This window comes from Dyadobacter pollutisoli (assembly GCF_026625565.1).
GTDB classification, from domain to species: domain Bacteria; phylum Bacteroidota; class Bacteroidia; order Cytophagales; family Spirosomataceae; genus Dyadobacter; species Dyadobacter pollutisoli.
In genome coordinates this window covers 3,570,305-3,595,583 of sequence record NZ_CP112998.1, presented here as the reverse complement: position 1 = coordinate 3,595,583, position 25,279 = coordinate 3,570,305, and the positions used below count along the sequence as shown (strand labels likewise).

The 25,279-nt window shown below is 44.9% G+C and carries 18 protein-coding genes; 8 read left to right on the top strand and 10 right to left on the bottom strand.

Annotation, left to right across the window (positions count from 1 at the left end; genetic code table 11):
• Positions 1-146: 146 nt before the first annotated feature.
• The gene (locus ON006_RS14625) at positions 147-2,498 is read right to left on the bottom strand and encodes an ABC transporter permease (protein ID WP_244823185.1); all 2,352 of its coding nucleotides are present in this window, start codon (positions 2,496-2,498) and stop codon (positions 147-149) included.
• Between the two features lie 309 nt (positions 2,499-2,807).
• Between ON006_RS14625 and ON006_RS14620 the strand changes: the two genes are divergently transcribed.
• Positions 2,808-5,783, top strand: coding sequence for a glycosyltransferase family 117 protein (locus ON006_RS14620; protein ID WP_244823186.1), 2,976 nt, complete (start codon positions 2,808-2,810; stop codon positions 5,781-5,783).
• Positions 5,784-6,262: 479 nt separating this feature from the next.
• Here the strand turns inward: ON006_RS14620 and ON006_RS14615 are convergent, their stop codons facing one another.
• The 5 genes from ON006_RS14615 to ON006_RS14595 form a co-directional block, all read right to left on the bottom strand.
• Positions 6,263-6,577, bottom strand: coding sequence for an MmcQ/YjbR family DNA-binding protein (locus ON006_RS14615; RefSeq protein WP_244823187.1), 315 nt, complete (start codon positions 6,575-6,577; stop codon positions 6,263-6,265).
• Between the two features lie 28 nt (positions 6,578-6,605).
• Positions 6,606-7,457: a HEPN domain-containing protein gene (locus ON006_RS14610; RefSeq protein WP_244823188.1), complete on the bottom strand. Its 852-nt coding sequence runs from the start codon at positions 7,455-7,457 to the stop codon at positions 6,606-6,608.
• Between the two features lie 249 nt (positions 7,458-7,706).
• Complete coding sequence (locus ON006_RS14605) at positions 7,707-8,450, bottom strand: hypothetical protein (RefSeq protein ID WP_244823189.1); 744 nt, start codon at positions 8,448-8,450, stop codon at positions 7,707-7,709.
• A 161-nt stretch (positions 8,451-8,611) separates the two neighbouring features.
• The gene (locus ON006_RS14600) at positions 8,612-9,334 is read right to left on the bottom strand and encodes a YqjF family protein (protein WP_244823190.1); all 723 of its coding nucleotides are present in this window, start codon (positions 9,332-9,334) and stop codon (positions 8,612-8,614) included.
• 155 nt (positions 9,335-9,489) lie between these two features.
• A complete protein-coding gene (locus ON006_RS14595; protein WP_310590211.1) occupies positions 9,490-10,014 on the bottom strand; it encodes a VOC family protein in 525 nt (174 codons plus the stop codon).
• A 197-nt stretch (positions 10,015-10,211) separates the two neighbouring features.
• Between ON006_RS14595 and ON006_RS14590 the strand changes: the two genes are divergently transcribed.
• The 3 genes from ON006_RS14590 to ON006_RS14580 all read left to right on the top strand — a co-directional run bounded on the left by ON006_RS14590 (position 10,212) and on the right by ON006_RS14580 (position 15,507).
• Complete coding sequence (locus ON006_RS14590; RefSeq protein ID WP_244823191.1) at positions 10,212-11,840, top strand: alpha-amylase family protein; 1,629 nt, start codon at positions 10,212-10,214, stop codon at positions 11,838-11,840.
• 204 nt (positions 11,841-12,044) lie between these two features.
• The gene (locus ON006_RS14585) at positions 12,045-14,342 is read left to right on the top strand and encodes a glycosyl hydrolase family 95 catalytic domain-containing protein (RefSeq protein ID WP_244823192.1); all 2,298 of its coding nucleotides are present in this window, start codon (positions 12,045-12,047) and stop codon (positions 14,340-14,342) included.
• Positions 14,343-14,571: 229 nt separating this feature from the next.
• On the top strand, positions 14,572-15,507 hold the full coding sequence (locus tag ON006_RS14580) for a hypothetical protein (RefSeq protein WP_244823193.1): 936 nt from the start codon (positions 14,572-14,574) through the stop codon (positions 15,505-15,507).
• Positions 15,508-15,511: 4 nt separating this feature from the next.
• Here the strand turns inward: ON006_RS14580 and ON006_RS14575 are convergent, their stop codons facing one another.
• Entirely contained in the window at positions 15,512-15,886 is a 375-nt protein-coding gene (locus tag ON006_RS14575) for a winged helix-turn-helix transcriptional regulator (protein ID WP_244823194.1), read from the bottom strand.
• Positions 15,887-15,979: 93 nt separating this feature from the next.
• On the opposite strand from ON006_RS14575, the gene ON006_RS14570 reads away from it, so the two are divergent.
• Positions 15,980-16,348, top strand: coding sequence for a DoxX family protein (locus tag ON006_RS14570; RefSeq protein WP_244823195.1), 369 nt, complete (start codon positions 15,980-15,982; stop codon positions 16,346-16,348).
• 43 nt (positions 16,349-16,391) lie between these two features.
• Here the strand turns inward: ON006_RS14570 and ON006_RS14565 are convergent, their stop codons facing one another.
• From ON006_RS14565 to ON006_RS14555, 3 genes are all read right to left on the bottom strand, one after another.
• Positions 16,392-17,168: a DUF899 domain-containing protein gene (locus ON006_RS14565; protein ID WP_244823196.1), complete on the bottom strand. Its 777-nt coding sequence runs from the start codon at positions 17,166-17,168 to the stop codon at positions 16,392-16,394.
• Positions 17,169-17,622: 454 nt separating this feature from the next.
• On the bottom strand, positions 17,623-17,985 hold the full coding sequence (locus ON006_RS14560) for a hypothetical protein (RefSeq protein WP_267609992.1): 363 nt from the start codon (positions 17,983-17,985) through the stop codon (positions 17,623-17,625).
• 112 nt (positions 17,986-18,097) lie between these two features.
• Positions 18,098-18,481: a hypothetical protein gene (locus tag ON006_RS14555; RefSeq protein ID WP_244823198.1), complete on the bottom strand. Its 384-nt coding sequence runs from the start codon at positions 18,479-18,481 to the stop codon at positions 18,098-18,100.
• A gap of 371 nt (positions 18,482-18,852) precedes the next feature.
• On the opposite strand from ON006_RS14555, the gene ON006_RS14550 reads away from it, so the two are divergent.
• The 3 genes from ON006_RS14550 (at position 18,853) to ON006_RS14540 (ending at position 25,255) form a co-directional block, all read left to right on the top strand.
• The gene (locus ON006_RS14550) at positions 18,853-20,568 is read left to right on the top strand and encodes a hypothetical protein (RefSeq protein ID WP_244823199.1); all 1,716 of its coding nucleotides are present in this window, start codon (positions 18,853-18,855) and stop codon (positions 20,566-20,568) included.
• A gap of 136 nt (positions 20,569-20,704) precedes the next feature.
• On the top strand, positions 20,705-22,951 hold the full coding sequence (locus ON006_RS14545; protein ID WP_267609991.1) for a M1 family aminopeptidase: 2,247 nt from the start codon (positions 20,705-20,707) through the stop codon (positions 22,949-22,951).
• Positions 22,952-22,999: 48 nt separating this feature from the next.
• Positions 23,000-25,255 (top strand): M1 family aminopeptidase, encoded by a 2,256-nt coding sequence (locus ON006_RS14540; RefSeq protein ID WP_267609990.1) that lies wholly within the window; start codon positions 23,000-23,002, stop codon positions 25,253-25,255.
• Positions 25,256-25,279 lie beyond the last annotated feature (24 nt).

The following is a 25,279-nucleotide window of genomic DNA, read 5'->3' as shown; positions in this document are numbered from 1 at the left end:
ACATTAAGTTACAACACACATAACGCTATACCTTTTATAGGTACGATTTTGCTTACAATTTCAGTCGGTGCTGCCATTTGGTACACGATTTTCTATGGGCTTTACCAAATACTGCATTAAATAATTGCAGCACCGCATTGCCCTTGTCATTCTGCTTTCAGTGATTTCACAGGATTCGCTAATGCTGCGCGGATACTTTGAAAGCTGACCGTGAACAGCGCGATCGAAATGGCGATGAAGCCCGCTATGGCGAAAATCCCCCAGGACAGATTGATGTGATAGGCAAAGTCTTTGAGCCACTCGTCCATGAGATACCAGGCGACAGGAGTAGCCAGCACGATGGAAATCAATATCAGCTTCAAAAAGTCCTTTGAAAGCAATGCTACCACGCCCGCAACATTGGCGCCAAGTACTTTGCGTATACCGATTTCTTTGGTGCGCTGTTCGGCGGTAAATGCTGCGAGGCCCAGTAACCCCAGGCACGAGATCACCACAGCGAGTATACCGAAGTATTTGATCAACGTATTGACGATCATTTCAGAACGGTACATGCGTTCATAGTCTTCGTCGAGGAAATGGTAGTTAAATGGGTAATTGGGATTGAATGCGCGGGCTATTTCTTCTACATGTGCAATGGCCTCCGTAGTTTTGCCGGGTACCGACCGCACCATCAGGTATTCGGTGTTCAACCCCTTGTAATTCACCAGAATAAGCGGCTTGATCTCCGAGTGGAATGAATTGAGGTGAAAGTCCTTCATGAGGCCGACGATAGTGCCTTTGCCCATCCAGAAGCTCACCTGTTTACCTACGGGATCTTTCATTTTCATCATTCTGGCAGCAGCTTCATTAATGATATAATTGGCAGTATCCGCCGCGAAATCTTTTGAGAAATCCCGGCCGTCGACCATTTGAATGTGCATGGTGTTTGCAAAATCATAACCGACGTAAGCTGCACTGACCGAGTTGTCCAGGTTTTTGTCCCGTCCGGTCCAGTCCAGGTCACCGGAAACACCCATAATATTGGTAGGAATGGCCCCGGTAGTGGTGGCAGCCTCAACAGCCGGAGAATTCATGATCTCCTGCCGGAAAGCTTCCAGCTTATTGTTCAGGTCTCCCTCCAAAGGAATGTACAAGACGTTTTCCTTATCCAGTCCCAGCTTTTTAGTTTGAATATAATCCATTTGCCGACCGATCACGAGTATGCCGACGATCAGAAAAACAGAAAGGCTGAATTGGAACACGACCAATCCTTTGCGTAGAAAAACGCCTTTGTTGGAAAATGTAATTCGGCCTTTTAAGATTCTGATCGGCTGCAGTGCGGACAAATACAATGCAGGGTAGCTGCCCGCGATGATACCCGTAACCAATGTCAAACCAATGATTGAAGCCCATAATGCTGGGTCAAGGGTATTGAAAGTGATCTGTTTTTGAACCACTTCATTGAAAACCGGAAGGAAGCTGATCACGAATAACAATGCCAGACCGGCAGCTAATGCACTCACGATCAGTGATTCGCCCAAGAATTGAATGACGAGATATCTCTTTTCAGCCCCCACAACCTTTCTGACACCGACCTCTTTGGCTCTCTTCACTGAACGGGCCGTGGCAAGGTTCATAAAGTTGACGCAGGCGATCAGCAGGATAAATATGGCTACAATGGAGAAAATACGTACATACTCGATGCGCCCACCAGCCTGTTTCAGCCCATCATATTCTGAATAGAGGTACACGTCCTTCATGCTTTGTAGAAGCGGAAAGCTTAACAGCTGAGGCGGCGCAACCTTTTTGATGACCTTTCTCATAACACTTTCGGCATGGGCCGGATTGGCGCCAGGGGTGAGCATGGCGTAGGTTTTGAAAGAGGAATTGCCCCACCATTTCATCCAATCCTGCTCCTGCGCTTTGAAATTCACGATCCAGTCAAACCGAACGGACGAATTATGAGGGATATTTTCAAAAACAGCGCTCACGATCATGTCCTTTGCATTGTCGAGGCGCAGGGTTTTACCTACGACATTCACATTCCCAAAATACTTTTCAGCCAGCTTTCGCGAGATCGCAATGGATGTGGGCTGCTCAATGGCTTTTGCTGGGTCACCTTGCAGGAAAGGCGATTGAAAAACTTTGAAAAATTGGGCGGTAGCATATATTCCGTCCTCTTTGGTCGCTTTTTCCCCGACACGGATCAGCTGCTCGCGGTTCCAGGTGATTTTGGTAATGGCCTTAATTTCAGGGACATCCTTTTCCAATGCCTCTACCCACGGACCAGGAGTGGCTTCCCCGGCTCCGGTCTGGCCCCTAAAATCAAAACCGGAACGGACGAAATAGATGTTTTCCAGGCCGGGATAAAAACGGTTGAAAGACACCTCGTCCTTTACCCAAAGCCATATCAGCAGGCTGCACGACATGCCGAGCGCAAGGCCGAAAATATTGATAAAAGAAAACAGCTTGTTTTTAAACAGGCTTCTGACGGCAATCTTAAAGTAGTTTTTAAGCATAACCTATGTGATTGGGCTTGGGAAGAGACGATACGACTATGATGATTTTACTAAAAATTGCGTTCCATTGAAAATATTGATTTACAAATGCCTTTAAATCAGTATATAATAAATTTTTCGCCTGATTACATTGTCCACTTTTGAACAATGTCCGAACATCAGCGGACGATAGGGTTTGTTAAAGAAAGTTAAACCAGGCATTGCGACAAGCTTGGTTAACTTTTTTTAAGATTCTGGCTTTCAATGCTTCCCGGTGAATGAGATAGTTTTGGCCATTGGTTTACAGCATGACCTAAAACCTGATTAATCATGACACTTTTCAAAAAATGGAACAGCATTACAGCATGGAGCGTATTTGCATTCGCGTTCGCTACCTACCTTATCACGATGGAGCGGACTGCCAGCTTCTGGGACTGCGGCGAATTCATTGCTGCAGCATTTAAATTACAAGTTCCGCACCCGCCGGGCGCACCTTTTTTTCTGCTGGTAGGAAGGCTTTTCTCCCTGCTCGCCTTCGGTGACCTCACACAGGTAGCTTACTGGGTCAATATGGTGTCGGTACTGAGCAGTGCTTTTACGATATTTTTTCTGTTTAAAACCATTACGCTTCTAACTGTCAGGTTATTAGGGAAAAAGGAACCGGAGCTTACCGTACAAGATATTTTCCTGACAATGAGTGCCGCTACCATCGGGTCGCTGGCTTATGCCTGGTCCGATTCGTTCTGGTTTTCGGCAGTGGAAGCCGAAGTGTATGGTATGTCGTCATTCTTTACCGCCATTGTAATTTGGGCGGTATTCAAGTGGGAAAGCATGGAAGATCCCGCTACGGAAAATAGGTGGCTCATCCTGACGGCCTATCTGGTAGGGATCTCCATCGGGGTCCATTTACTCAACCTCGTTACGATCCCCGCATTGGCCCTTGTTTATTATTTCAAAAAATTCCCCAAACCGACAGTCTTTGGCGGTATCGTGTCCTTTTTATGCGGGCTGATGATCCTCGGTATTATCAATGCAGGTATCATTCCCGGCCTGCCCGAGCTATCCGCCAAATTTGAAATATTCTTCGTCAATTCATTGGGACTGCCTTATAACTCCGGCATCATTTTCTTCATCGTTCTCTTCCTCGGTAGCCTTATCTGGGGTATACGCTATTCGCACCGCATGGGCAAGGTGCTGCTGAATACGGGCCTGTTATGCTTTGCGTTTATACTTACAGGTTATGCATCCTATATCATGGTTTTGGTACGATCGGAGTACAATCCGCCAATCAATGAAAACAACCCCAGCGACGTGTTGCGTTTTGTCTATTATCTCAAAAGGGAGCAGTATGAGAGCAGGCCTCTGCTGTACGGGCCTTCGTACACCTCACGACCGGTAAGCCAGAAGCGGGGCGCCCCGGTGTACACAAAAAAGGACGGAAAATATGTCATTACCGACTACAAACCCATTTACGAATACGAACCCGGCGCCAATATGCTCCTGCCACGCATGTATAGTGCCCAGCCCGGGCATCCGGGATTGTATCAGCAAATGACGGGACTCGCCGAAGGCCAGCAACCCACTATGCGTCATAACCTGAGCTATATGTTTTCGCACCAGCTTGGGCATATGTACTGGCGTTATTTTCTGTGGAATTTTGCGGGTCGCGAAAGTGATAAGGAAGGGGCGGGGACGCTGCTGCCATGGCAAACCGCCCATTCGTTTCCTTCATCCATTGCGGGAAACAGGGGGCATAACAACTTTTTTATGCTCCCGTTTCTGCTGGGTGTCGCCGGTATTGTCTGGCTATACCGGCGGAGCCGCCGCGACTTGCTGGTGTTGGGGTTGTTATTTGCTTTAACCGGCGTGGCACTGGTGGTTTATCTCAATTCCCCGCCTTCCGAACCTCGTGAGAGAGATTACATTTACGTTGGCTCATTTTACATTTTCTGCATCTGGATCGGCTTTGGCGTACTTGCCATAGCCCGGACGTTACAAAAATGGGTTCATAACAACACCGTGCGGACGAGCCTGGCGACGGCCATGAGCCTGGCCGTTCCGGTAGTGATGCTGACGAAAGGTTGGGACAATCACGACCGGAGCAACCGGTATCATTCTGTTGATTTTGCGCGTAACCTGCTGAATTCCTGTGCGCCTAATGCCATTCTGTTTACAGGCGGGGACAATGACACATTTCCATTGTGGTATGTTCAGGAAGTAGAAGGTTTCAGGAAGGATGTGCGGGTGTGCGTGCAGACATTCTTGGGTGCGGACTGGTACATTCAGCAATTGAAACGAAAGATCAATACCTCCGAAGCCCTTCCGCTATCGCTTGATTCCAATGCTTACGCCAGCGGAAAAAATGATTACGTGCCTTTTTATGAAATTCCAGCGGTTAAAAACGGTATCAATCTCAAAGAATATCTCGAACTGATCAAACAAGATAACAAGGCCATTCAAGTCCCACTCACCAGCGGCGATATGACTTCTATACTGCCGTCGTCTACACTTTTTCTGCCCATTGACACTCAGGAGATTAAAAAAATGAATATTGTCAAAAGTGACTTGTTACCATTCCTGAGCGATTCTATGAGCTGGAATATCGGCCAGAAGGACTTGTTTAAAAGCGACCTGGTGATGCTGGACATTATTGCGAGCAACAATTGGAAGAGGCCAGTGTATTTCTCGTCCACCATGGGATCGACGCATAACCTGGGCTTGCAGGAATATATGCAGCTGGAAGGATACACATTCCGCCTGCTTCCGGTGCGGGTAAAAGGCGCGACCGATGGCTATGTAAATTCGGACCTGATGTACAACAACATGATGAACAAGACTTTCTGGCGTGAAATGAATAACCCGAAAACTTACTATGACGATACCTATCTGGGCTCGCCAGTGGCATCGGGACGCATTGCATTCCTCAGGCTGGCCGGCCAGCTAATTGCCGAAAACCGCCTCGATGACGCCAGAAAAGTAGTAGACAAAGCAATGACCGTGATGCCCGACGATACCATTCCTTACGATCAGTTCTCAGCCGGTTTCGTAGGCATGTTGTTCGATGTAGGAGAGGACAAAAAAGCATTGGATTCGGCCCGTACCATGGCCATCCGATCCGATGAAAACCTTACCTGGGCAAAGGATCATGGCGGTCAGCGGAGCAGAGATGTGAATGTAGATCTGTACATATTGCAGACCATTGTTCAGGAATGCAAACGTGCGGGAAAAGAGGCGGAGACACAGAAGTACGACGCCATGTTCAGGAAGCATTTGATGGCGTTTAATATGTATAGTCGGGAGGAGTAGGGTTTTTAACTATTGCCAAGCCGCTTGTTGGCAGAACTAGTTTCAGATACGTAAGTAAATGAAGTCCTTCTTTTTGTCGTCCATAAAAAGAGTCATTCTTAGAACAAGCTTGTCTTTGGTAAGTTTAATAATTATAAACGGTAAAAACATTCTATCCTCCTTGCGATCTAACCACAGAAGCAGCCCATTATTGTCCCGCTGTTCCCAGGTACCATTATACTCATTACCGCTATGCCAACCAGATATTGTCGAATTCGCTGTTGAAGAATTTCCTTCAATATGAAATGTCGAATCTGCGTTAATTTGGAGGTCGTTCCATTGAGGTTGTTTACTTGTTAGGTCTTGATCCTTGATGTTTGGATTAACACGCCGCCAATTTCCAATTAAGGATTCTTGACCGTATGTCAGAGTGAAAAGACATGTAAACAATATTGAAAATATAAACTTTAAAAGCATACTAAGCAGTTTTCAGGTCAATGTCATTTTCTTACATCATTATACGCAGAAAGAAGGGCTTCCAATACAAATTCTTTTGGCACTTTATTCAGGTCAAATGTTGTAGCACCTTTTTCACCCCATTTGTTTGGAATCGGATAAATGTTCTCGGGGTCCATTTCACAGAATATGGCTTGCTCGTTGGGCGTTAAGAAGATATTGGCCGTGTTATTTTTGGCTAAATAAGTAGCGAACATTCTTTTGCCGATCACATTAAAGCCAATTCTTTCGAAATGTGGTTTTTGTGCTGTCCCCGCAAAAGAAAGGGCCAATTCCGTAAATTTCTCACCTGTAATCATTTGTTTGTCTAGGCGTTTTGATAACTTTTCAATCGGCACCAAATTGCGCAATCCGCTCATTACAAATCCGTTCTGTCAGGTCTTTTAGCAGTTTTACACGTTCGGATAAATATTCTAATTCGGCTTTTTCGATTTTGTAGTTCATATTATATCTCGAATCGATGTATGCCTTTTGCAAGAGTTCAAACAGTCGCTTTTCTTCCGGTGTATTTTTCGGAAAAACCGTTCCAAAAGCGGAATGAAGTTTTTCAACCTGATTCCCTAATTTCTCTATGTCGTGAATTTTGGGTTTATAGTCGGTGAAAACGAGGAGAATGGCGGCATAATATCTTTCTGTTGCTTGATGAAGCAGGAAAGCTGCTTTTTTAAAATGGCTTTTTGCCAAATCTGCGTCTATATCCAGGAACTCATTCGCAGAACTAAACCAAGGCTCAAACTGATCTTTTGCTTTTTTCTGTCTTTCCTCGGGATTCATATCTTTGGGCTCGGATAATTTAAATTTTCCCGAATCAAAAAGCATAATACCTTCTCTTAAAATATCGACAAAAAAATATTCGTTCCGTTCGATCTTATCATTTACAAACCCAATACTATGTTGAATGATGGTGGTTCTGGTGTTTTCTTCATTACCGTTTAATTTCTTGCTCAGGTCCCACCACTTTTCGCCGTCCTTTGCCGATTTCCTGTCTTTGGTGATGACGAGAATATCATAGTCGCTTACATATTCAGTGTTCTCCTGAAAATCTTCCACCCAATCACCACGCGCGTGGCTGCCAAAAAGGATGACCATTTCGGCGGGGACTTTTTCGATAATGATCTTGGTGAGTGTTTGTAGTTCTTCCTGCTTGTCGTCGGGGAGGTGGGAGAGGGTGGTTTTCATTTGTGTGTGGGTTTTAGTGTGGTGGGTTATTTATTTTTGGTTTTGGGAGATTTGTGCATTTAAGAGGCAAGGAAGTATGATTGTTTCTCCGAACTAGGCCATAAATCGTTTCTTGTTGGTTCGGAGTGTGTAATTCTCAAAATGGCCGCTGACGGTTCGAGGGTTTGCGATGGCGGGATTTTTGAAATGTTAATGCTCAAAACAAAACAGTCTTCGGAGCACGAAATCACGCTTGTTGCCAAACCGCTGTTATGAGCCATTTTTCTTCGTCCGAATGATGTCATACAATAAGTTTAGTTCATTGATGTCCGTGTCCGCCAAGTATTTATTTTCAATTATTAGTTGTTCAATGGTAGCTGCGAAAGTTTGTTTTACCGTTTCAGTGTCAAGCCAAATCAATAAGATATCCGCTAATTCTTTGCCGCCAAATGCACTGGAAAGTTTTGGATGGTTGTATTGATCGAATCCGTGAAAGTTTAAGTCACGAAAATGCAAAGTACTTTCTTTTGTATTTTCGTTTTCCCATATTGTCAGCAAGTCGCCAATATTAAAACCAGCTTTCCAAAGCATTATCAAAATAGTATCTATTCGGTCGTTAAAACAGGGTAGCGGATAAATGGAAAGACAATGTTTGAAATACTCTACCGAAAATTGATTTAGTAATTCTAACTCGTCTTTTGTCCACTCAATCTTATCAAACGGTGTAAGTCTTGAAAATGATAACTCTGTTGAGTGTGTTGGGAATTCAAATTGTCCTAACAGGTCAAAATACCTTGGAAGGAAATGCTTAACTTCCTCAATCCTTGTCTTTTCAGGTTTAGCACCGTCATTGTATTCAGCCAAGAGATTTTTTGGGATTTGTCTAACTGGTAAGCTAGCTAATTTGAATTCTTTTTCAGGTGTCATGCAACAGTCAGTGCAAATGTCCAACGGTCTTGTCGGCATGTACTTTGCAAAAAGTTCATATGATTTATCAATAATTTCTGTCAGCATTGTGTTGTATTAAGATGGCTTACTCCGTTAAAGCATTCACGTTTTGGTGGCAATAGAATTTCGTGAGTCGAATACAGAACAAAAGTCGAATAGTGTTGCAAAAGTTGATCCTATTTTCGTCAGCTACGTAATGCCAGTATGATGTGGCTTGCTGTACTTTTCTACGCTTTCCGTCGCCGCCACGCTAGTACTTTTACGCCGTCTGAATAATGCATTAAGCTTGGTTGTTTGTCAGACAAATTTATGTTGCCAATTTTGTAACTCAATTTTAGTTGTTTTATGGCAACAGCTTTAATTTTCCATTCTTTATGGTGAATGTCATAACAATAAAATTCGTTTTCTTGATTAAGGAATAAACAATACCGTTCAGTTAGCCATTTATCCAACTCGGTTTTGTATTTCAGTTCTTGTTTAATTTCAAATTCTGTGTCAAGATGAAAGCCCTTTTTAGAATTTGTTGATGTGTATTTTTTGTCTGTCCGTTTGATATTTGATTTCTCGTAGGGAAGTCCTGATAAAAATTTTGCTATAAAAGTTGAAAGTAATTTTTCAGCTTCAATGTTCAAAAAATAAACACCCTTTTTGTTGTCGTTGTTAATGTACGTTCGCAAATTTATTTCCTCAAAGTCTGAAAGGAAAGAAATTGAAGGTAAGTATTTTGGTCTAATTTTTTGCATTGTAAAAGCAACCAACGAAACATAGCACTTGCCGTCAAAAGTGTCAATATTAAATTTTTCAGGAACGCATTTCTGTAAAATTTCAAATGGGATTGTCCAGTGAAGAAACAAAGCATTATTCCATTCCTGATAATATTTCCATTGTCCAACTGGAAGTTTGAAAGGCCTGTGAGCAATGTTTGCAAGTATATCTTCAATATCTGTCATTCAGGGTCGGTTGGTATAGCAGGCAACTTGTTAATTGACGCACCTTTCGTGGATTAGCACAATTCTAGCTAATTGGCCCCAATATTCCAAGGTTTGGTTCTGTGTTACATTCAAGCTGCTGTAAATCACGATAATGTAATTTTCGTTTTGTCTTTCTATTTCGTCGTCCTAGCCCCAATTTTCACACCAAGCTTTTCAAATTCCACATCATTCGGCTCCCATAGTTCAATTTTATTGCCTTCTATATCCATGATATGAATGAACTTTCCATACTCAGCCGTTTCAACTTTGTCCACGATTGTTACACTGTCTTTTCTAAGCTGATCAATAAGTGATTCCAGATTTTCAACCCTATAATTGATCATAAAGTCTTTCGTTGAGGGCTCAAAGTATTTCGTTTTTTCATTGAACGGGCTCCATTGGGTAAAGCCTTTTTTTGTTGTATCGGCACCTTGTCTCCATTCAAAAACCGCCCCATATGCGTTAGTATTTAAGCCAAGATGGGTTTTATACCATTCTCTGACTTTTTTGGGGTCCTTGCATTTGAAAAAGATACCGCCAATGCCTGTTACCTTTTTCAATGGTTGTTCGCCATAAGAATCTGACATCAGAGATCTGGATGCGAACCCGAGTGCGAATGTGGCGATAAGGGTGAGGGTGATCAATATTCTCTTTTTCATTTGCCGATTTTTTAGGTTTATTGATTGCCAACGAATACCCTCGCCGACAACTCTCAAATATGCGAAAGTTCTATCGTACTTCTCGCTGCATTGTCGTGCTTTTTACACAGTTGACCGCCGACCATAGTCAATCCCCCAAACCGCAACTCAATGGCATTGGTTTTTTATGCTCTGCTGAAAACAAACGGCACTAACTTATGATGGAGGAGCTTTGGTACAAGAATACGGTCATTTATAGTCTTGACCTGGAAACGTTTATGGATGGTAACAATGATGGAACGGGCGATTTTGAAGGACTTTGTAACCGGCTGGATTATTTACATGCATTAGGCCTGGACACCATTTGGCTGGCTCCTTTCCAACCCACACCCAATCGCGACAACGGGTATGATATCAGTGATTTTTATGGTGTCGACCCACGTCATGGTTCGAGTGGTGATTTTGTAGATTTTATCCATAAAGCCAGAAAACTAGGGATCAAGGTCATCATTGATCTTGTCGTCAACCATACTTCGGACGAGCATCGCTGGTTTAAAGAGGCAAGATCTTCCAAAGACAATCACAAGCGCAACTGGTATGTGTGGTCGGATAAAAGACCTTCGGACTGGAATCAGGGAATGGTTTTTCCCGGCGTTCAAAAGGCTACATGGACGCTCGACAAGAAAACCAAAAGCTACTACTTTCACCGGTTTTACGAATTTCAGCCCGACCTCAATACCGATAATCCTGAGGTAAGGGAAGAAATAAACCGCATTATGGGCTACTGGCTGGAACTGGGTATTGCCGGATTTCGGGTAGACGCCGTGCCGTTTATCCTCGAATCCCCTGCAATGGGCAAAAAACCATTACCGCTTCATTTTGATTATCTCAAAGAAATGAGGCGTTTTTTGCAATGGCGAAGAGGAGATGCGGTGCTTTTGGGGGAGGCCAATGTGCTGCCTGCCGAAAGTAAGAAGTACTTTGGGAGCGAGGGCGATGGGATTCATATGATGTTCAATTTTTATGTGAACCAGTACACGTTTTACGCACTCGCCACCGCCGACACAAAGCCGCTGATCAAGGCATTGAAAGCTACCAAGGATATTGCCCCAGGCAGTCAATGGGCTTTTTTTCTACGTAATCATGATGAGCTGGATCTCGGCAGATTAACCGAGGAAGAGCGGCAAAAGGTTTTTGAAAGATTTGGTCCGGACAAAAACATGCAACTTTACAACCGCGGGATCCGGCGGCGGCTGTCGCCAATGCTGGGCAACAGGCAGCAAACTGAGCTGGCATACAGCCTCATGTTTTCGTTTCCTGGTACACCCGTTATTCGTTATGGCGACGAGATCGGAATGGGCGATAACCTGGCACTAGTCGAAAGGGAGGCGGTGCGGACGCCAATGCAATGGTCGGGCGAGAAAAACGGGGGATTTTCAAGAGGAAACAACCTCATTAACCCGGTGGTTGAAGATGGATACTATGCCTACGAGCATGTGAATGTGGATCGCCAGCGACGCGACCAGACATCGCTCCTGAACTGGATGACGGCACTCATCCGTATCCGCAAAGAATGTCCCGAAATTGGTTGCGGGGCTTGGGAAATAATTGATACAGGATTGGATCAAATACTGGGCATGCGGTATACCTGGAAAGCCAGGTCGTTGCTGATCTGGCATAATTTCGGAGAAAAATCAACAGAACTTGTCGTTCCCGAAAAGCAGGCAGGTACACGCCGCCTTATTGACCTGATGAATAATATCGAAAGCGTGTTGGATGAAAAGGGGAGGCATACCATCACTTTGGAAGCATACGGCTACCGCTGGTTCAGGGCTGAGGCGGAATAGCTGTGATATCTGATTTTTGTTGAAAGAAATATTTCTTGAAAAATTTTGTGACCTGTGCTGATCGGTTCCGTCTAATAATAAAATGAATGATAACTAACAGCATTATGTCGCAGAATAAGAGCAATAGCATGCTGACCGGGCAATCAGCGGATGGCGCCAGGAAATAAGATTTTCTCAGCGGAGGGAGATTTTGTATTTTTAAAAATGATCACAAAAACAATACTCTCCCTCATTTGCGGCCTGGTGCTTTGCATTGCGACCATCGGGCAGCCCCTTCCTAAACACGATCTTCACAACACCAGGCTTGCTGCCACGTGGGACGAAGGTATTCCGCTCGGTAATGCTACGGTAGGCGCACTGGTCTGGCAGCGGGGTGAAAGGCTCCGTTTTTCGCTGGATAGGGCAGATATCTGGGATATGCGGCCGATGGCAGGTTTGCATCGCCAAGAGTTTAGCTACCAATGGGTTCAGGAACAGGTTGCAAAGAAAGATTATGCGCCGGTCCAGCAGTATTTTGATGCACCTTATGATAAAGAACCCGCGCCTTCGAAGATCCCCGCGGCAGCTCTGGAATTTGACATTAAAAATGCCTCTCCCGTGAAATCGGTCAATCTTTCATTGGCCAAAGCTGTGTGCGAGGTGGAATGGGAGGATGGCATGAAACTCAAAACATTTGTCCATGCTACGGAACCCGTCGGTTGGTTCCGCTTTGAAAATATAAGATCGGCGATCCTGCCCGAGCTGCTCGCACCGGCATACCAGGGCAAAATTGCGGAAGGCGGGCCGGTCAATTCGCTGGTAGGCGACGATTTGGCCAGACTTGGGTATAAGCAAGGCGTGGTAAACCGGGAAAAAAACCGGATCGTTTATCAGCAGGAAGGATGGGGCGGGTTTCGGTATGAAGTTACTGTTGATTGGAATGCAACAAAATCAGGGGTTTTGGAAGGTGTGTGGAGCGTTTCTTCACAGTATCCCGACAAACCGGTCATGTTGGCGTCTACCGCATTGGTCAAGGCGGCTTTGCAGCGCGGCAATGCACCGGACTATGCGTCACATGTGGCATGGTGGACCAAATTCTGGGGGCAATCGTCGCTTCGTGTCCCTGACCCTGTCCTCGAAAAGCAATGGTTTTTGGAACAGTACAAATTTGGCTCCGCTGCCCGGCGTGGTGCGCCACCTATCTCGTTGCAAGCTGTGTGGACGGCAGATAATGGCCGAATTCCGCCGTGGAAAGGAGATTATCACCACGATTTGAACACGCAGCTCAGCTACTGGCCAAGTTATAGTGGAAATCACCTGGAAGAAGGCCTTGGGTATTTTGATCATCTGGACGCCAACCTGGCAAACTATAAGCGCTATACCAAAACTTACTTCGGGACGGATGGTCTGGCAGTCCCCGGCGTGACCACGCTGGATGGTACCGAAATGGGCGGCTGGATCCAGTATTCATTGTCGCCGACGGTATCCTCCTGGCTTGCACAACATTATTATCTGCAGTGGCGGTATAGTATGGACCGCGATTTCCTCAAAAACCGGGCGTATCCCTGGTTTCATGGGGTATGCTTGTTTTTGGAAAAAATTACCGTTAAAGATGAAAATGGGTACCGGAAATTACCGATCAGTTCCAGCCCCGAGATCAATGACAATAAGCTGACTGCCTGGTTCCCTGAAAACACCAACTATGATCTGTCACTGATGAAATTTGCTTTTACTGCAGGTGCGGAGATTGCCCTGGAAATGGGTTTGACCAGTGAAGCAGAACATTGGAATGATGTACTATCTCAATTTGGAGCATACGCGATCACTGAAAACAGTGAACTGATGTTTGCGCCTTCATTGGCCTATAACGAATCCCACAGGCATTTTTCCCACATGATGGCGATCCATCCCTTGGGCCTGATCCGGTGGGAGGATGGCGAAAAGTCGCAAAGGATTATTAAAAACTCGATTAACCTACTCGAAAAAATCGGCCCCGACTGGTGGTGCGGATACTCGTACTCTTGGCTGGCCAATATGAAAGCTCGGGCAAAAGATGGTACCGGCGCGGCGCATAATCTTTCTGTTTTTGCCAAAGCATTTTGCTTACCGAACAGTTTTCACGTCAATGGCGACCAGACGAAAGCCGGGCTGTCGAAGTTTACATACAGGCCTTTTACGCTGGAAGGTAATTTTGCGTTTGCCGCTGGTTTGCAGGAAATGCTTTTGCAGAGTTATGCAGGATTTATTGAAGTTTTTCCCGCGGTACCGGAGGATTGGAAGGACGTTTCCTTTGAAAAACTGAGAACAGAAGGAGCTTTTTTAGTGACTGCAAAGAAAGCAGGCGGCCGGATTGAAGAGGTGAAAATTGTTTCTGAGAAAGGAGGAGTAACGCGGTTGAAACAACCTTTCGAAAAATGGAAAATAGTGTCCGTTTCGGGGGTAACCGTAGATGCTTCCGATGAAGGCTGGCTGGAACTCAAATGTAAACCAAACGGAAAAATCGTTTTTCAGGCCGAAGAATAATTGGTGATTAAACTGTTGCGGATTGTTTTGTATATTTCATATAGAGTTAATAATCAATTTGTTAATTGGCGAAAAGTTCAAAGTTTGCTTTTGGACAGGAACAATTTGAGATTTTTTTGTACTAAACAATAAAGTTGAAAAAGATCGCTAGCCGTCACAGGAAACGTTGATGGTGAAATGTTATCTTGCATTATAAGAAATTTCTCAGCGATAGCTAAATCATTTACACATGCTTACATTATGTCTTAACTGCTTGCGCAATTTTGCGTATCTGATCATTTGTTTCCTTCTCATTGGAAATGAGCTGCTGTTGGCTCAAAACACACTGGAGTTTGTCCAGGATGGTGTCAATAACAGCTATCTCCCGCCGGTACCAAAAGGTCCCACATCCATTCCCCAGACGCTCACATTTTATCACAATAAAAACGGAAGCGCCGACGATGGGATTTATTTTCAGAAACCGCAGGCACCACTATCTGTTACGTTCAGCTTTGATGATCAGCCATACATTACAGTGCCCCAGCATGTTACGGGAATGACGTTTGGTGCGGCTTCGGGTGCAGCTTCCACTCAGGTGAGGTCGCTACCGGTTGTGAACAGCAACTATTATTTCACAGATACGACAAGGAGCGTTTTCACTGCCCATCCGAATGGCCCGATAGGCAAAGGAGTAAATTTGTATATGAATCCCGGCCTGCAGGTGTTTTTGTCTGCCAAACCGCTTCTTCTTACCAATGCGTCCAAATCGGACACAAGCCGGTATTACTATGGCAAGCTTCGACTGCAGTTCAGCAGGCCGGTCGACAATCCTGTGATTTCTTTGGTAGGGTTGGGGGCGACGACCAATTTTGCTAGCCAGCATCTCGGGTTTGCTACCGAGCTTGAACTGCAAACACCATCACTGGCGCTGACCAAATTATCGGGCAATGCCGACCTGGTGCTGGATAATTCGAAAACGAAAATATTGCATGCTAAAACTACCATTTCGGGAAACTGCGACAATGGAGCGGCCTGCGGTAGTATTTTGGTCAAAGGTTCAAAAATCAGCACGCTGGTTTTTGGAGTATACCTGCGTGCTGATGGAGGTCCCGGAATATGGGGTACCGAAAAAGTGACCAATTCAGGTGATATGTGGCATATTACGCTATCGCTCTCCGATCAATAAGTGATCAAATGACTCCCTGCCGGATTTTGGCGCGATGCATTTCTCCCCATTCTACCAGCGACTGCACCACCGTGTCCAGGGTCTGGCTATACTCTGTAAGCTCGTATTCGATCACAACAGGTACATCGGTGTATACCTTTCGTTCGACGAACCCATTCATTTCCAGTTCTTTCAGCTCATTGGAGAGCACCCGGGCAGAGATACCCGTGATTTCACGCTGTAATTCATTGAACCTTTTGTTTCCATCCGAAAGCGCAACAATGATCCTGAGCCTCCATTTGCCGCCAATGACGTAGAGGGCGTCCCCGACTGCGGCTAATTTACTGTTACACACCTCATGAGAGGGTGTGTCTAACAAATCGTTTCTGTTTCGCATCATGATTAACTAACTAAAAGGTTATTACTAACCTTTTGTTTACTACTATAATTTAGTAAGTGAATGTAGCTAGTTTTGTCTAAAACAAAAAATATTATGAAAGCGAAAAAGATCATTACGATAGCTATTACGGTCATTGCCTCGTTGATGGTAGTGCTGAGCGGTATTATGAAGCTGACTGCCAGTGAAGAAATGGTCAGTACACTTCAGAAAGTGGGCGTGGGGGATTACATTACTGCGCTTGGTGTAATGGAAATCGGTTTTACAGCACTTTTCATTTATCCCAAAACTATGAAAATCGGTTTCATTTTGCTTACCTGTTACTTTGCCGGTGCCATCGCCACAGAGCTTTCCCACGGTAAACCATTCAATGCTGTCCTGCCGATCGCGCTAATCTGGATCGCCGCCTTTCTCCGCGATCCCTCGATTTTTTTGCCAACATCGGAAAAGCAAATTCCAGCCTGAGATTTTTTCTCTGGCTGGAATGGCCATTGACATAAATTTGGACCTAATGGCAGCAACTGCCACTATCTGACTTGAAGTCTTCGTATTTGTCGTGATAGCGCATCCAGCCCATTGTGGAGTCTTCGTTTCTGCCTTTTGGCATAAAATCCAGGAAGTTATGCGCACCGATCAGGATGTCGGTGCCTCGTGAATAGCTGGAATAAGTGTGGTATATGTTGCCCGCCGCATCTTTATAAAACACGCTGGCACCTGGCGATTCTGTCCCGGAATCGTGTTTTGCAAACTCGTAATTGTAATAAACTTCATTGTTTTCAATCTGACTTTCGGTGAAGGACACGTGATAGTCATAGTTGAAATCACTGCCGAAAGACGACACCCATTTGAACTTCCATTCCATGCGGTCCTTGAAAGCCAGTAACTTGGAAAGCGGGGCGCGGGATACCGCTACGACGGAAACATCGTGATGGGCAAGGTGCAGATTGGCTCCGTCAATGTGATCGACAAGAAAAGAACAGCCCGGACAGCCCTCTTCCCATTCCGGGGCGAACATGAAATGATAAATGAAAAGCTGGCTCTTGCCATTAAAAAGGTCTGATAACCAGATCTTTCCTTCCGTGCTGTCAAATATATAGGACTTATTGACCTTCACCCAAGGCAGCTGACGCCGCTGGCGGGAGAGTTCGTCACTAAGTCGCGTTAATTCCTTCTCTTTTTTTAGCAGTTCTTTACGGGCGGTAATCCATTCCTCCTGCGTCACAATCCTATGTCCTGAAACGCTTTCATCCACAGTATCAGGTAATACGTCATTCTGCTTTTCCATGATCACAAAGTTTTGTTTTTACAAATCTTGCTCAAAATTACGGCAAATGAGTGGTGTGAAAATGCCTTATTAAGGGGGTATATGAGACAGATTTTTCAAGCCCAATACCCGCCGCCACTTTTTCCCTTATATAACCGCGAGTTTCGTTGTTGGTACGATTCTTTTTGGCTTCTTCTTAATAAAGTTATAGTAGTTAGAGATTAATCACTAAATATATTATCATGAAAGCGTTAAAAGTAAATATCATCACATTAGCAATGTTTAGCTCAACGTTAGCATTTGCTCAAACAACCCCGTCGAGCTCAACACCATCCAGTACAACACCGTCGTCCAGCGCTACCCAACCAAAAACGGTTCCAGGCAGTACCTTGCAGCCGTCGACCTTACCTGGCGCGGCGCAGCCTGGCAGTACTACGCAGCAGCCGGCGTCCTCAACAATACCGGGCAGTACTACTCAGCCGACTACCATTCCGCCGGGCACAGTGCCGGATCGTACCACACAACCAATTAACACTAATCCGGCAAGTACCGTAACGCCATCGAACAATGTACCGCGGACAGGTACGACGGTGCCAGGTGCCAATTCGTCGACGACTATTCCCGGCAGCACAACACAGCCGTCCAATACGCTTCCGAACAGCAATAATGTTCCGGCCACGACGATTCCAGGTAATACAACACAACCTTCAACGGTACCGCGGAGCACAACCATTCCTTCGTCTACGGTTCCCGGAAGCGCTACTACTCCATCTGCTGTTCCGGGCAGCACTACTCCCGGCAGTACGACGATTCCAAGGAAATAAAGGCTTTTGGACATTGAATTATCCAGAAAGCCTGCCGGTTTAAGGCAGGCTTTCTGGCAAACCAAAGGACGGTTTGGCGCAATGCACTTTCCGGATATGTTTATTTATAGAATGCTCAATGCAAGATTAGCGTGAAGATTTAAACCCGGAATTGAAAACATCGCTGCTATCGCGTTCCTGCTCCATTGCCTCAAATTCCTTCCGCGGATTGAACCACTTACTGCCCGCAACATTTCCAATGGCAGTTACTTTTCCATTTGAAATTTCAATCAGGACTTTATTGCTTTTCAGTTTTTCCCAACTGTCGACTTCGCAAATTTGCATGCATCTGAAAAGAAACCTCCCTAAGTACGGTGCATCACAGGATTCCCCTCCATTCATTCCCGACATGAATATTTTATGGCCTCCGAATGAGTGATTGATCCCTTTCAGATTAAGTTCGAGTTCTGCTGTGACATATAATTGCTCATGTATGTATATGTGAACAGCTTTTATTGTTCCGATTTCCATAATGTTTTAGGTCGATATTGGACGTATAGGGTACCAAAAGCATGCCATTTGAAAACGATCGGGCCAAATTCAACTTTCGATGATAATTCGGTAGCAATATAGACGTTTTGAGTAAAAATTGTAGTACTAATATTACGAATTATTTTTACTAAATGTCCAAAGCCTGAACACTTTGTGGAGAAATTCTTCAAAATTATGCGGGATATAGATTTTTGAATTAAGTGTTACAGCTCTGATGATCAGGATATTAATATGCTACTTTGTCTTGAATGTTTGCTAGAGTGAAAAAAAATCCCGGTTTTGTTCATTTTGAATGGTATGCAGCAGCATGAAAGGGTATCCTGTTTATGGATATTAACCACTACGGCAAAATGAAGACGTGCTTACGGAATTCTTTTTTATCGCTTTTAATGTTTTCTTGCTCCAAAGACGATCAGCTTCCCAAACAACCTGATCCGATCGTGAATGTGGTGCCCGTGGATGATCCAGCCATTGAAAGTACCGTAGGGTTTTTTCTGGATAACTGGCGGCCCAAAACCTTTACCGCTCCTGCCTATACTGACGAGAATGTGCCGGATGCAGCCGGGGCAACAGTTACTTTGGATGCATCTTCTGTTATCACGAGGATTCCGGGTGCTATTTTTGGTCAAAATGCGAATACCTGGATGGGAGTTCCTACCACCAGGGCGCAAACAGACATTAGAAACCTTGATCCTCACATCCTTCGTTTTCCCGGAGGCAACCTGTCAAACAACTATTTCTGGAACGCCGGACAAGATGAACCACCTGCCGATTTACCCGAATTTTACGTCGATAAAGATGGTAAAAAGCAAAAAGCATCATGGGTTTACGGACGGACGGATCATAACTGGGAGGTCACCCTGGATAGCTACTATGCACTTTTGCAGCAAACGAATAGCCTGGGGATGATATCTGTTAACTATGGATATGCCAGGTATAGCACCGCCGCAAATCCGGTCGCAAATGCGGCTCATCTCGCCGCAGACTGGGTGCGTTACGACAATGGCCGGACAAAATATTGGGAAATAGGCAACGAGCACTACGGTGACTGGCAGGGCGGTTACCGCATCGATCTGTCGACGAACAAGGATGGTCAGCCGGAAATTATTACGGGCGAATTGTATGGAAAGCATGTCCAGGTTTTTGTCGACTCAATGAAAAAGGCTGCGCGGGACATTGGAAAGACAATTTTTGTGGGTGCCGTGGCTTACGAGAACCTCGCTGAGGCATGGGATAGCCAGACCACTAAAACCTGGAATGCAGGGATGTTTAAAGCCATCAGCAACAAGGCAGATTTTTATGTCGTGCACAATTATTTCACACCGTATGATCAGAACTCCGATGCTTCGGTAGTTTTCAATTCTGCATTGACGCAAGGAGAAAAAATGATGAACTTCATTAAACAGCAAATTCAAACATATGGCGCTGCGCCTAAGCCCATTGCGCTGACAGAGTGGAACATGTGGGCCAAAGACTCCAAACAGCAGGTTTCGAACGTAAGCGGGCTCTTTGCTGTAATTGTGCAAGCGGAAGCCCTGAAAAATAAGTATGGAATGGCTGCCCGATGGGACTTATTGAATGGTTGGGACAACGGTAACGATCATGGCCTTTTTAGCAACGGTGATGAGGGTGGCGGAATTCCCAAGTGGACGCCGCGACCGTCTTTCTATTACATGTACTATTTTCAAAAGCTGCTGGGCGACAGGCTGGTGCCCACGATGGTTTCAGGAACGTCGGCTTCGGCGATAAAGGCTTACGGGTCCACGTATTCTTCGGGCCAGTCGAATGTTACACTGATCAATACTTCCGGGGCGGTGCAGGTGGTGGAAGTTAAATTCAAAAACTTCAATGCAGGCAAGAGATTTTACTGGTATACCCTTGAAGGCGAGAATGATAATGGAGAGTTTTCGCGTAAAGTCAGGATCAATGGAAGCGGGAGCAATGCAGTGGCAGGCGGGCCGTCGGATTATGAAACGATCAAATCCAGATCAGCTTCCACTTCAAAAGGCATCAAAGTGACTGTTCCGGCGCGCGGAGGCGTTTTTGTAGTTATTGATAAGCCTTAGTAGTTCTCATTTACTTTACCGGTTTTTCATTCATCATGGCCTTTTGAACATTTGGTTTGAAAGGCCGTGATGTTATCGGGAGGATGTGGTAAATTAGTGTTGGAATAGTGATGTCATTTCTCCAAAAAATGATTGTATGAAGATACTTCTGATGCTCTGGTTTACTGCGGTTTTTTGTGTGGCATACGCCCAGGAAGACAGGCATGTGTTCCAGGATCAGGATGTTTCGGTCATGGAAGCGAGAAGTCACTATAAGATTTTCGATTCATCCCGAAAGGCCTCATTATCCGCTGCTTCCACTAATTTCGATGTCAAATATTATCGTTGTGAATGGGAGGTTGACCCTGCCGTCAGATATATTAAGGGCACGGTGACGACCCACTTTGTGATGAGTTCGCCGGGCAATGTAATTTCGCTTGACCTGAGTGATGTACTGACAGTTTCGTCTGTCAAACAGCGTGGTAGCTCATTGCCCTTCACAAGATCTGATAATACCATTTCGATTACTTTTCCGGCATCTGTTGCGACAGGGGTAAAGGATTCCATAAGCATTGCATATGAGGGTGTTCCGCCCCTGCTCGGGGACGCGTTTGTGTCCGCCACACATGGCTCAGGCCCAACTCTTTCGGCTGTGATGTGGACATTGAGCGAGCCCTTTGGCAGCAAAAACTGGTGGCCCTGCAAAAACGGCCTGTACGATAAGGCGGACTCTGTGGACATTCATATCACACATCCCGCTGCTTACAAGGCTGCATCCAACGGACTTTTACAAAGCGAGGTGGCGGTGGCGGGTAGTAAAATAAAGACACATTGGAAACACAAATATTTGATTGCGAGTTATCTGGTATGCTTTGCGGTCAGCAATTATACATTGCTCAATCATTCGGTGATGATCGGAGGTACCAATGTGCCGATGAAAACTTACTGTTACCCCGAGAGCCAGGCCTCTTTTCAGAGTGGTACTCAAAACGCGCTTGATGCGATGGTACTGTACAGCAGTTTATTTGGGGATTATCCATTCAAAAATGAAAAGTACGGGCATGTGCAATTTGGCTGGAACGGCGGCATGGAGCATCAGACCAGCTCGTTTATGATGAGTCTGAACGAAGTGCTCGTGGCCCACGAACTTGGTCACCAGTGGTTTGGCAATAAAGTAACATGCGGAAGTTGGGAGGATATCTGGCTCAACGAAGGCTTTGCGACACATTTGTCCAGTATTTACAGGGAAAATAAGTATCCTGTTGCCATTAAAACCACACGCACCAATGAGATCAACACCATTACTTCACAGCCCGATGGGTCAGTGTGGGTCGATGATATAACTAACGTCAACCGGATCTTTAGTAACCGGCTCAGCTACTACAAAGGCTCGCATTTGCTGTATATGCTTCGCTGGATACTGGGTGACGCGACGTTTTTTACTGCGGTCAAAAATTATATCAATGATCCGGCGCTGGCGTATGGTTTTGCTACTACCAATCATTTGAAGGGCCATTTGGAAGCAGCCAGCGGTAAAGACCTTACCTATTTCTTCGATCAATGGTATACCGGACAGGGTTATCCGTCCTATAAAGTAGAATGGTCACCGTCGGGTAATTCTGTGGATGTGAAACTCAGTCAGACCACTTCACATAACTCGGTGAGCTTCTTTCAACTTCCAGTCCCGTTGCTTTTTAAAAATTCAGTCACAGCTGAGCAGAAACTTGTCGTACTCGACAATACTTCCAGCGGGCAGGTGTTCACGGAAAATCTGGGTTTTGCCGCCGATGTGGTCGAGTTTGACCCGGAAGTCTGGCTGATTACCAAGAACAATGTGCTTACAAAGATCTCAGGCCCATTGCCCGTTGTGTTCGCGTCGTTCAAAGCTGAATGCAATGATGGATCGCCACGATTGACCTGGGAAACATCGGAGGAAGTCAACGCTCATTACTTTGAAGTACAGAAGAGCAGCGATGCAGTTTCGTGGAAAATGATCGGCGCGGTGAATGCAGCGGGAGATAGCAAAATCCGGAATGTCTATGCATTCGTGGATACCTCTGTGGGCTCGGAAAAAGGTTATTACAGAATTTTGGAGCATGACCGGGACGGTAAAACCCAGCAGACACGGATCGCTGTGGCTGAATGCAATGTGTCCGCTCAATCTGAGGTTACATTATTACCCAATCCTGTCGGTCAATGTATGCAACTCAACGTATCCGACCAGATTACAGAGCCAATCAGTATTTACATTTATGACATTTCCGGGGTAATGCGTCAGGAGGGGCCGGTGTCCTCTGAGCAAAAATTGATCAATGTTTCCAAATTATCTCCCGGGCTGTACCTTTTGAAATGGACGAGTGATAATCAAAAAGACTCAGGTACAGTCCGGTTTTTGAAAGAATAATTACTTAGAATTGAGTGCTTTATTGACACACTATACAATTATATTATTATGAAACCTTACTTGCTTCTTTTTGGCATGCTACTAGGGCATGTTGCGTATTCGCAAATCGACAAACAAATTTTTAATAACGTCGATAAAATATCCTCGATTGAACGTGAAGTCCATAGAAAAAAATTTAGAGAACGAAAAGAGACAACGCGATTAGGTACGTCTGAAAATTTTGATGTTAAGTATTACCGGACGCGCTGGGAAGTGGACCCAACTGTTAAATATATTAAAGGAGAGGTAACGATATATTTTCAAATGACTGCCGCTGGAAATAAGGTTACGTTTAATCTAAGGGATAGCCTAATCATTTCTTCCATTAAAAATAATAATCAGCCTCTTTCCTATTCCAGAGAGAATAGTTCCTTCGAAGTAAGTTTGCCTATGACGCTTCAAGCAGGAACATTGGATTCTGTAAGTATCTATTATGAAGGCAAGCCACCACTAAGCAATTTTGGTGCATTTGAGATTTCAAACCATATAACAGACTTATCATCCACACCCATCATGTGGACGCTGAGCGAGCCTTACGGGAGCAGTGATTGGTGGCCTTGTAAAAACGATCTTACAGATAAAGCAGATTCGATCGACGTTTACATTGTTCATCCATCCATCTATAAAGCTGCATCCAATGGCTTATTGCAAAGTGAAACATTGATTCAGGCTGGAAAAACTGCTACTCATTGGAAGCATAGATATCCAATTGCTAGCTATCTGGTATGTTTCGCTGTAACTAATTATGTTCAGTTGACAGATCATGTTACGATCGGGAATTCAAATGTATTGATGCAAACATATTGCTATCCGGAATCCACGGGAGCTTTTCAGGCCGGAGCTCAAAAGGCGATCAGTGCCATGATTTTCTTTAGCAACCTGTTTGGTGATTATCCATTTAAAAAAGAAAAATATGGACATGTCCAATTCGAGTGGGGTGGTGGCATGGAACATCAAACGGCTTCTTTTATGGGTGGAATTGATGAAGGGTTAATTGTACATGAGCTGGCTCATCAATGGTTCGGAGATAAGGTTACGTGCGCGAATTGGAGCGATATCTGGTTAAATGAAGGGTTTGCCACTTTCCTGTCGCGTATTTATTTTGAAGACAAAGACCCGCAAAACAAACTTGTTTATCGTAATGGAGTAAAGAATCTTATCACCTCCAAACCTGATGGGGCCGTAATTGTCACTGATGACATGTATGATCTGGCTCGACTTTTTGATCAGCGGCTCAGCTACTACAAAGGCTCGCATTTACTATATATGCTTCGCTGGATACTGGGTGACGCGACGTTTTTTACTGCGGTCAAAAATTATATTAATGATCCGGCGCTGGCGTATGGTTTTGCTACTACCAATCATTTGAAGGGCCATTTGGAAGCAGCCAGCGGTAAAGACCTTACCTATTTCTTCGATCAATGGTATACCGGACAGGGTTATCCGTCCTATAAAGTAGAATGGTCACCGTCGGGTAATTCGGTGGATGTGAAACTCAGTCAGACCACTTCACATAACTCGGTGAGCTTCTTTCAACTTCCAGTCCCGTTGCTTTTTAAAAATTCAGTCACAGCTGAGCAGAAACTTGTCGTACTCGACAATACTTCCAGCGGGCAGGTGTTCACCGAAAATCTGGGTTTTACAGCCGATGTAGTGGAGTTCGATCCGGAAGTTTGGCTGATTACGAAAAACAATGTGCTTACAAAGATCTCAGGCCCATTGCCCGTTGTGTTCGTGTCGTTCAAAGCTGAATGCAATGATGGATTGTCACGATTGACCTGGGAAACTTCCGAAGAAGTCAACGCTCATTACTTTGAAGTACAGAAGAGCAGCGATGCAGTTTCGTGGAAAATGATCGGCGCGGTGAATGCGGTGGGAGATAGCAAAATCCGGAATGTCTATGCATTCGTGGATACCTCTGTGGGCTCGGAAAAAGGTTATTACAGAATTTTGGAGCATGACCGGGACGGTAAAACCCAGCAGACCCGGATCGTTGTGGCTGAATGCAATGTGTCCGCTCAATCTGAGGTAACATTATTACCCAATCCTGTCGGTCAATGTATGCAACTCAATGTATCCGAACAGATTACGGAGCCAATCAGTATTTACATTTATGACATTTCCGGGGTAATGCGTCAGGAGGGGCCGGTGTCCTCTGAGCAAAAATTGATCAATGTTTCCAAATTATCTCCCGGGCTGTACCTTTTGAAATGGACGAGTGATAATCAAAAAGACTCAGGTACAGTCCGGTTTTTGAAAGAATAATTTCTTAGAGTTGAATGCTTTATT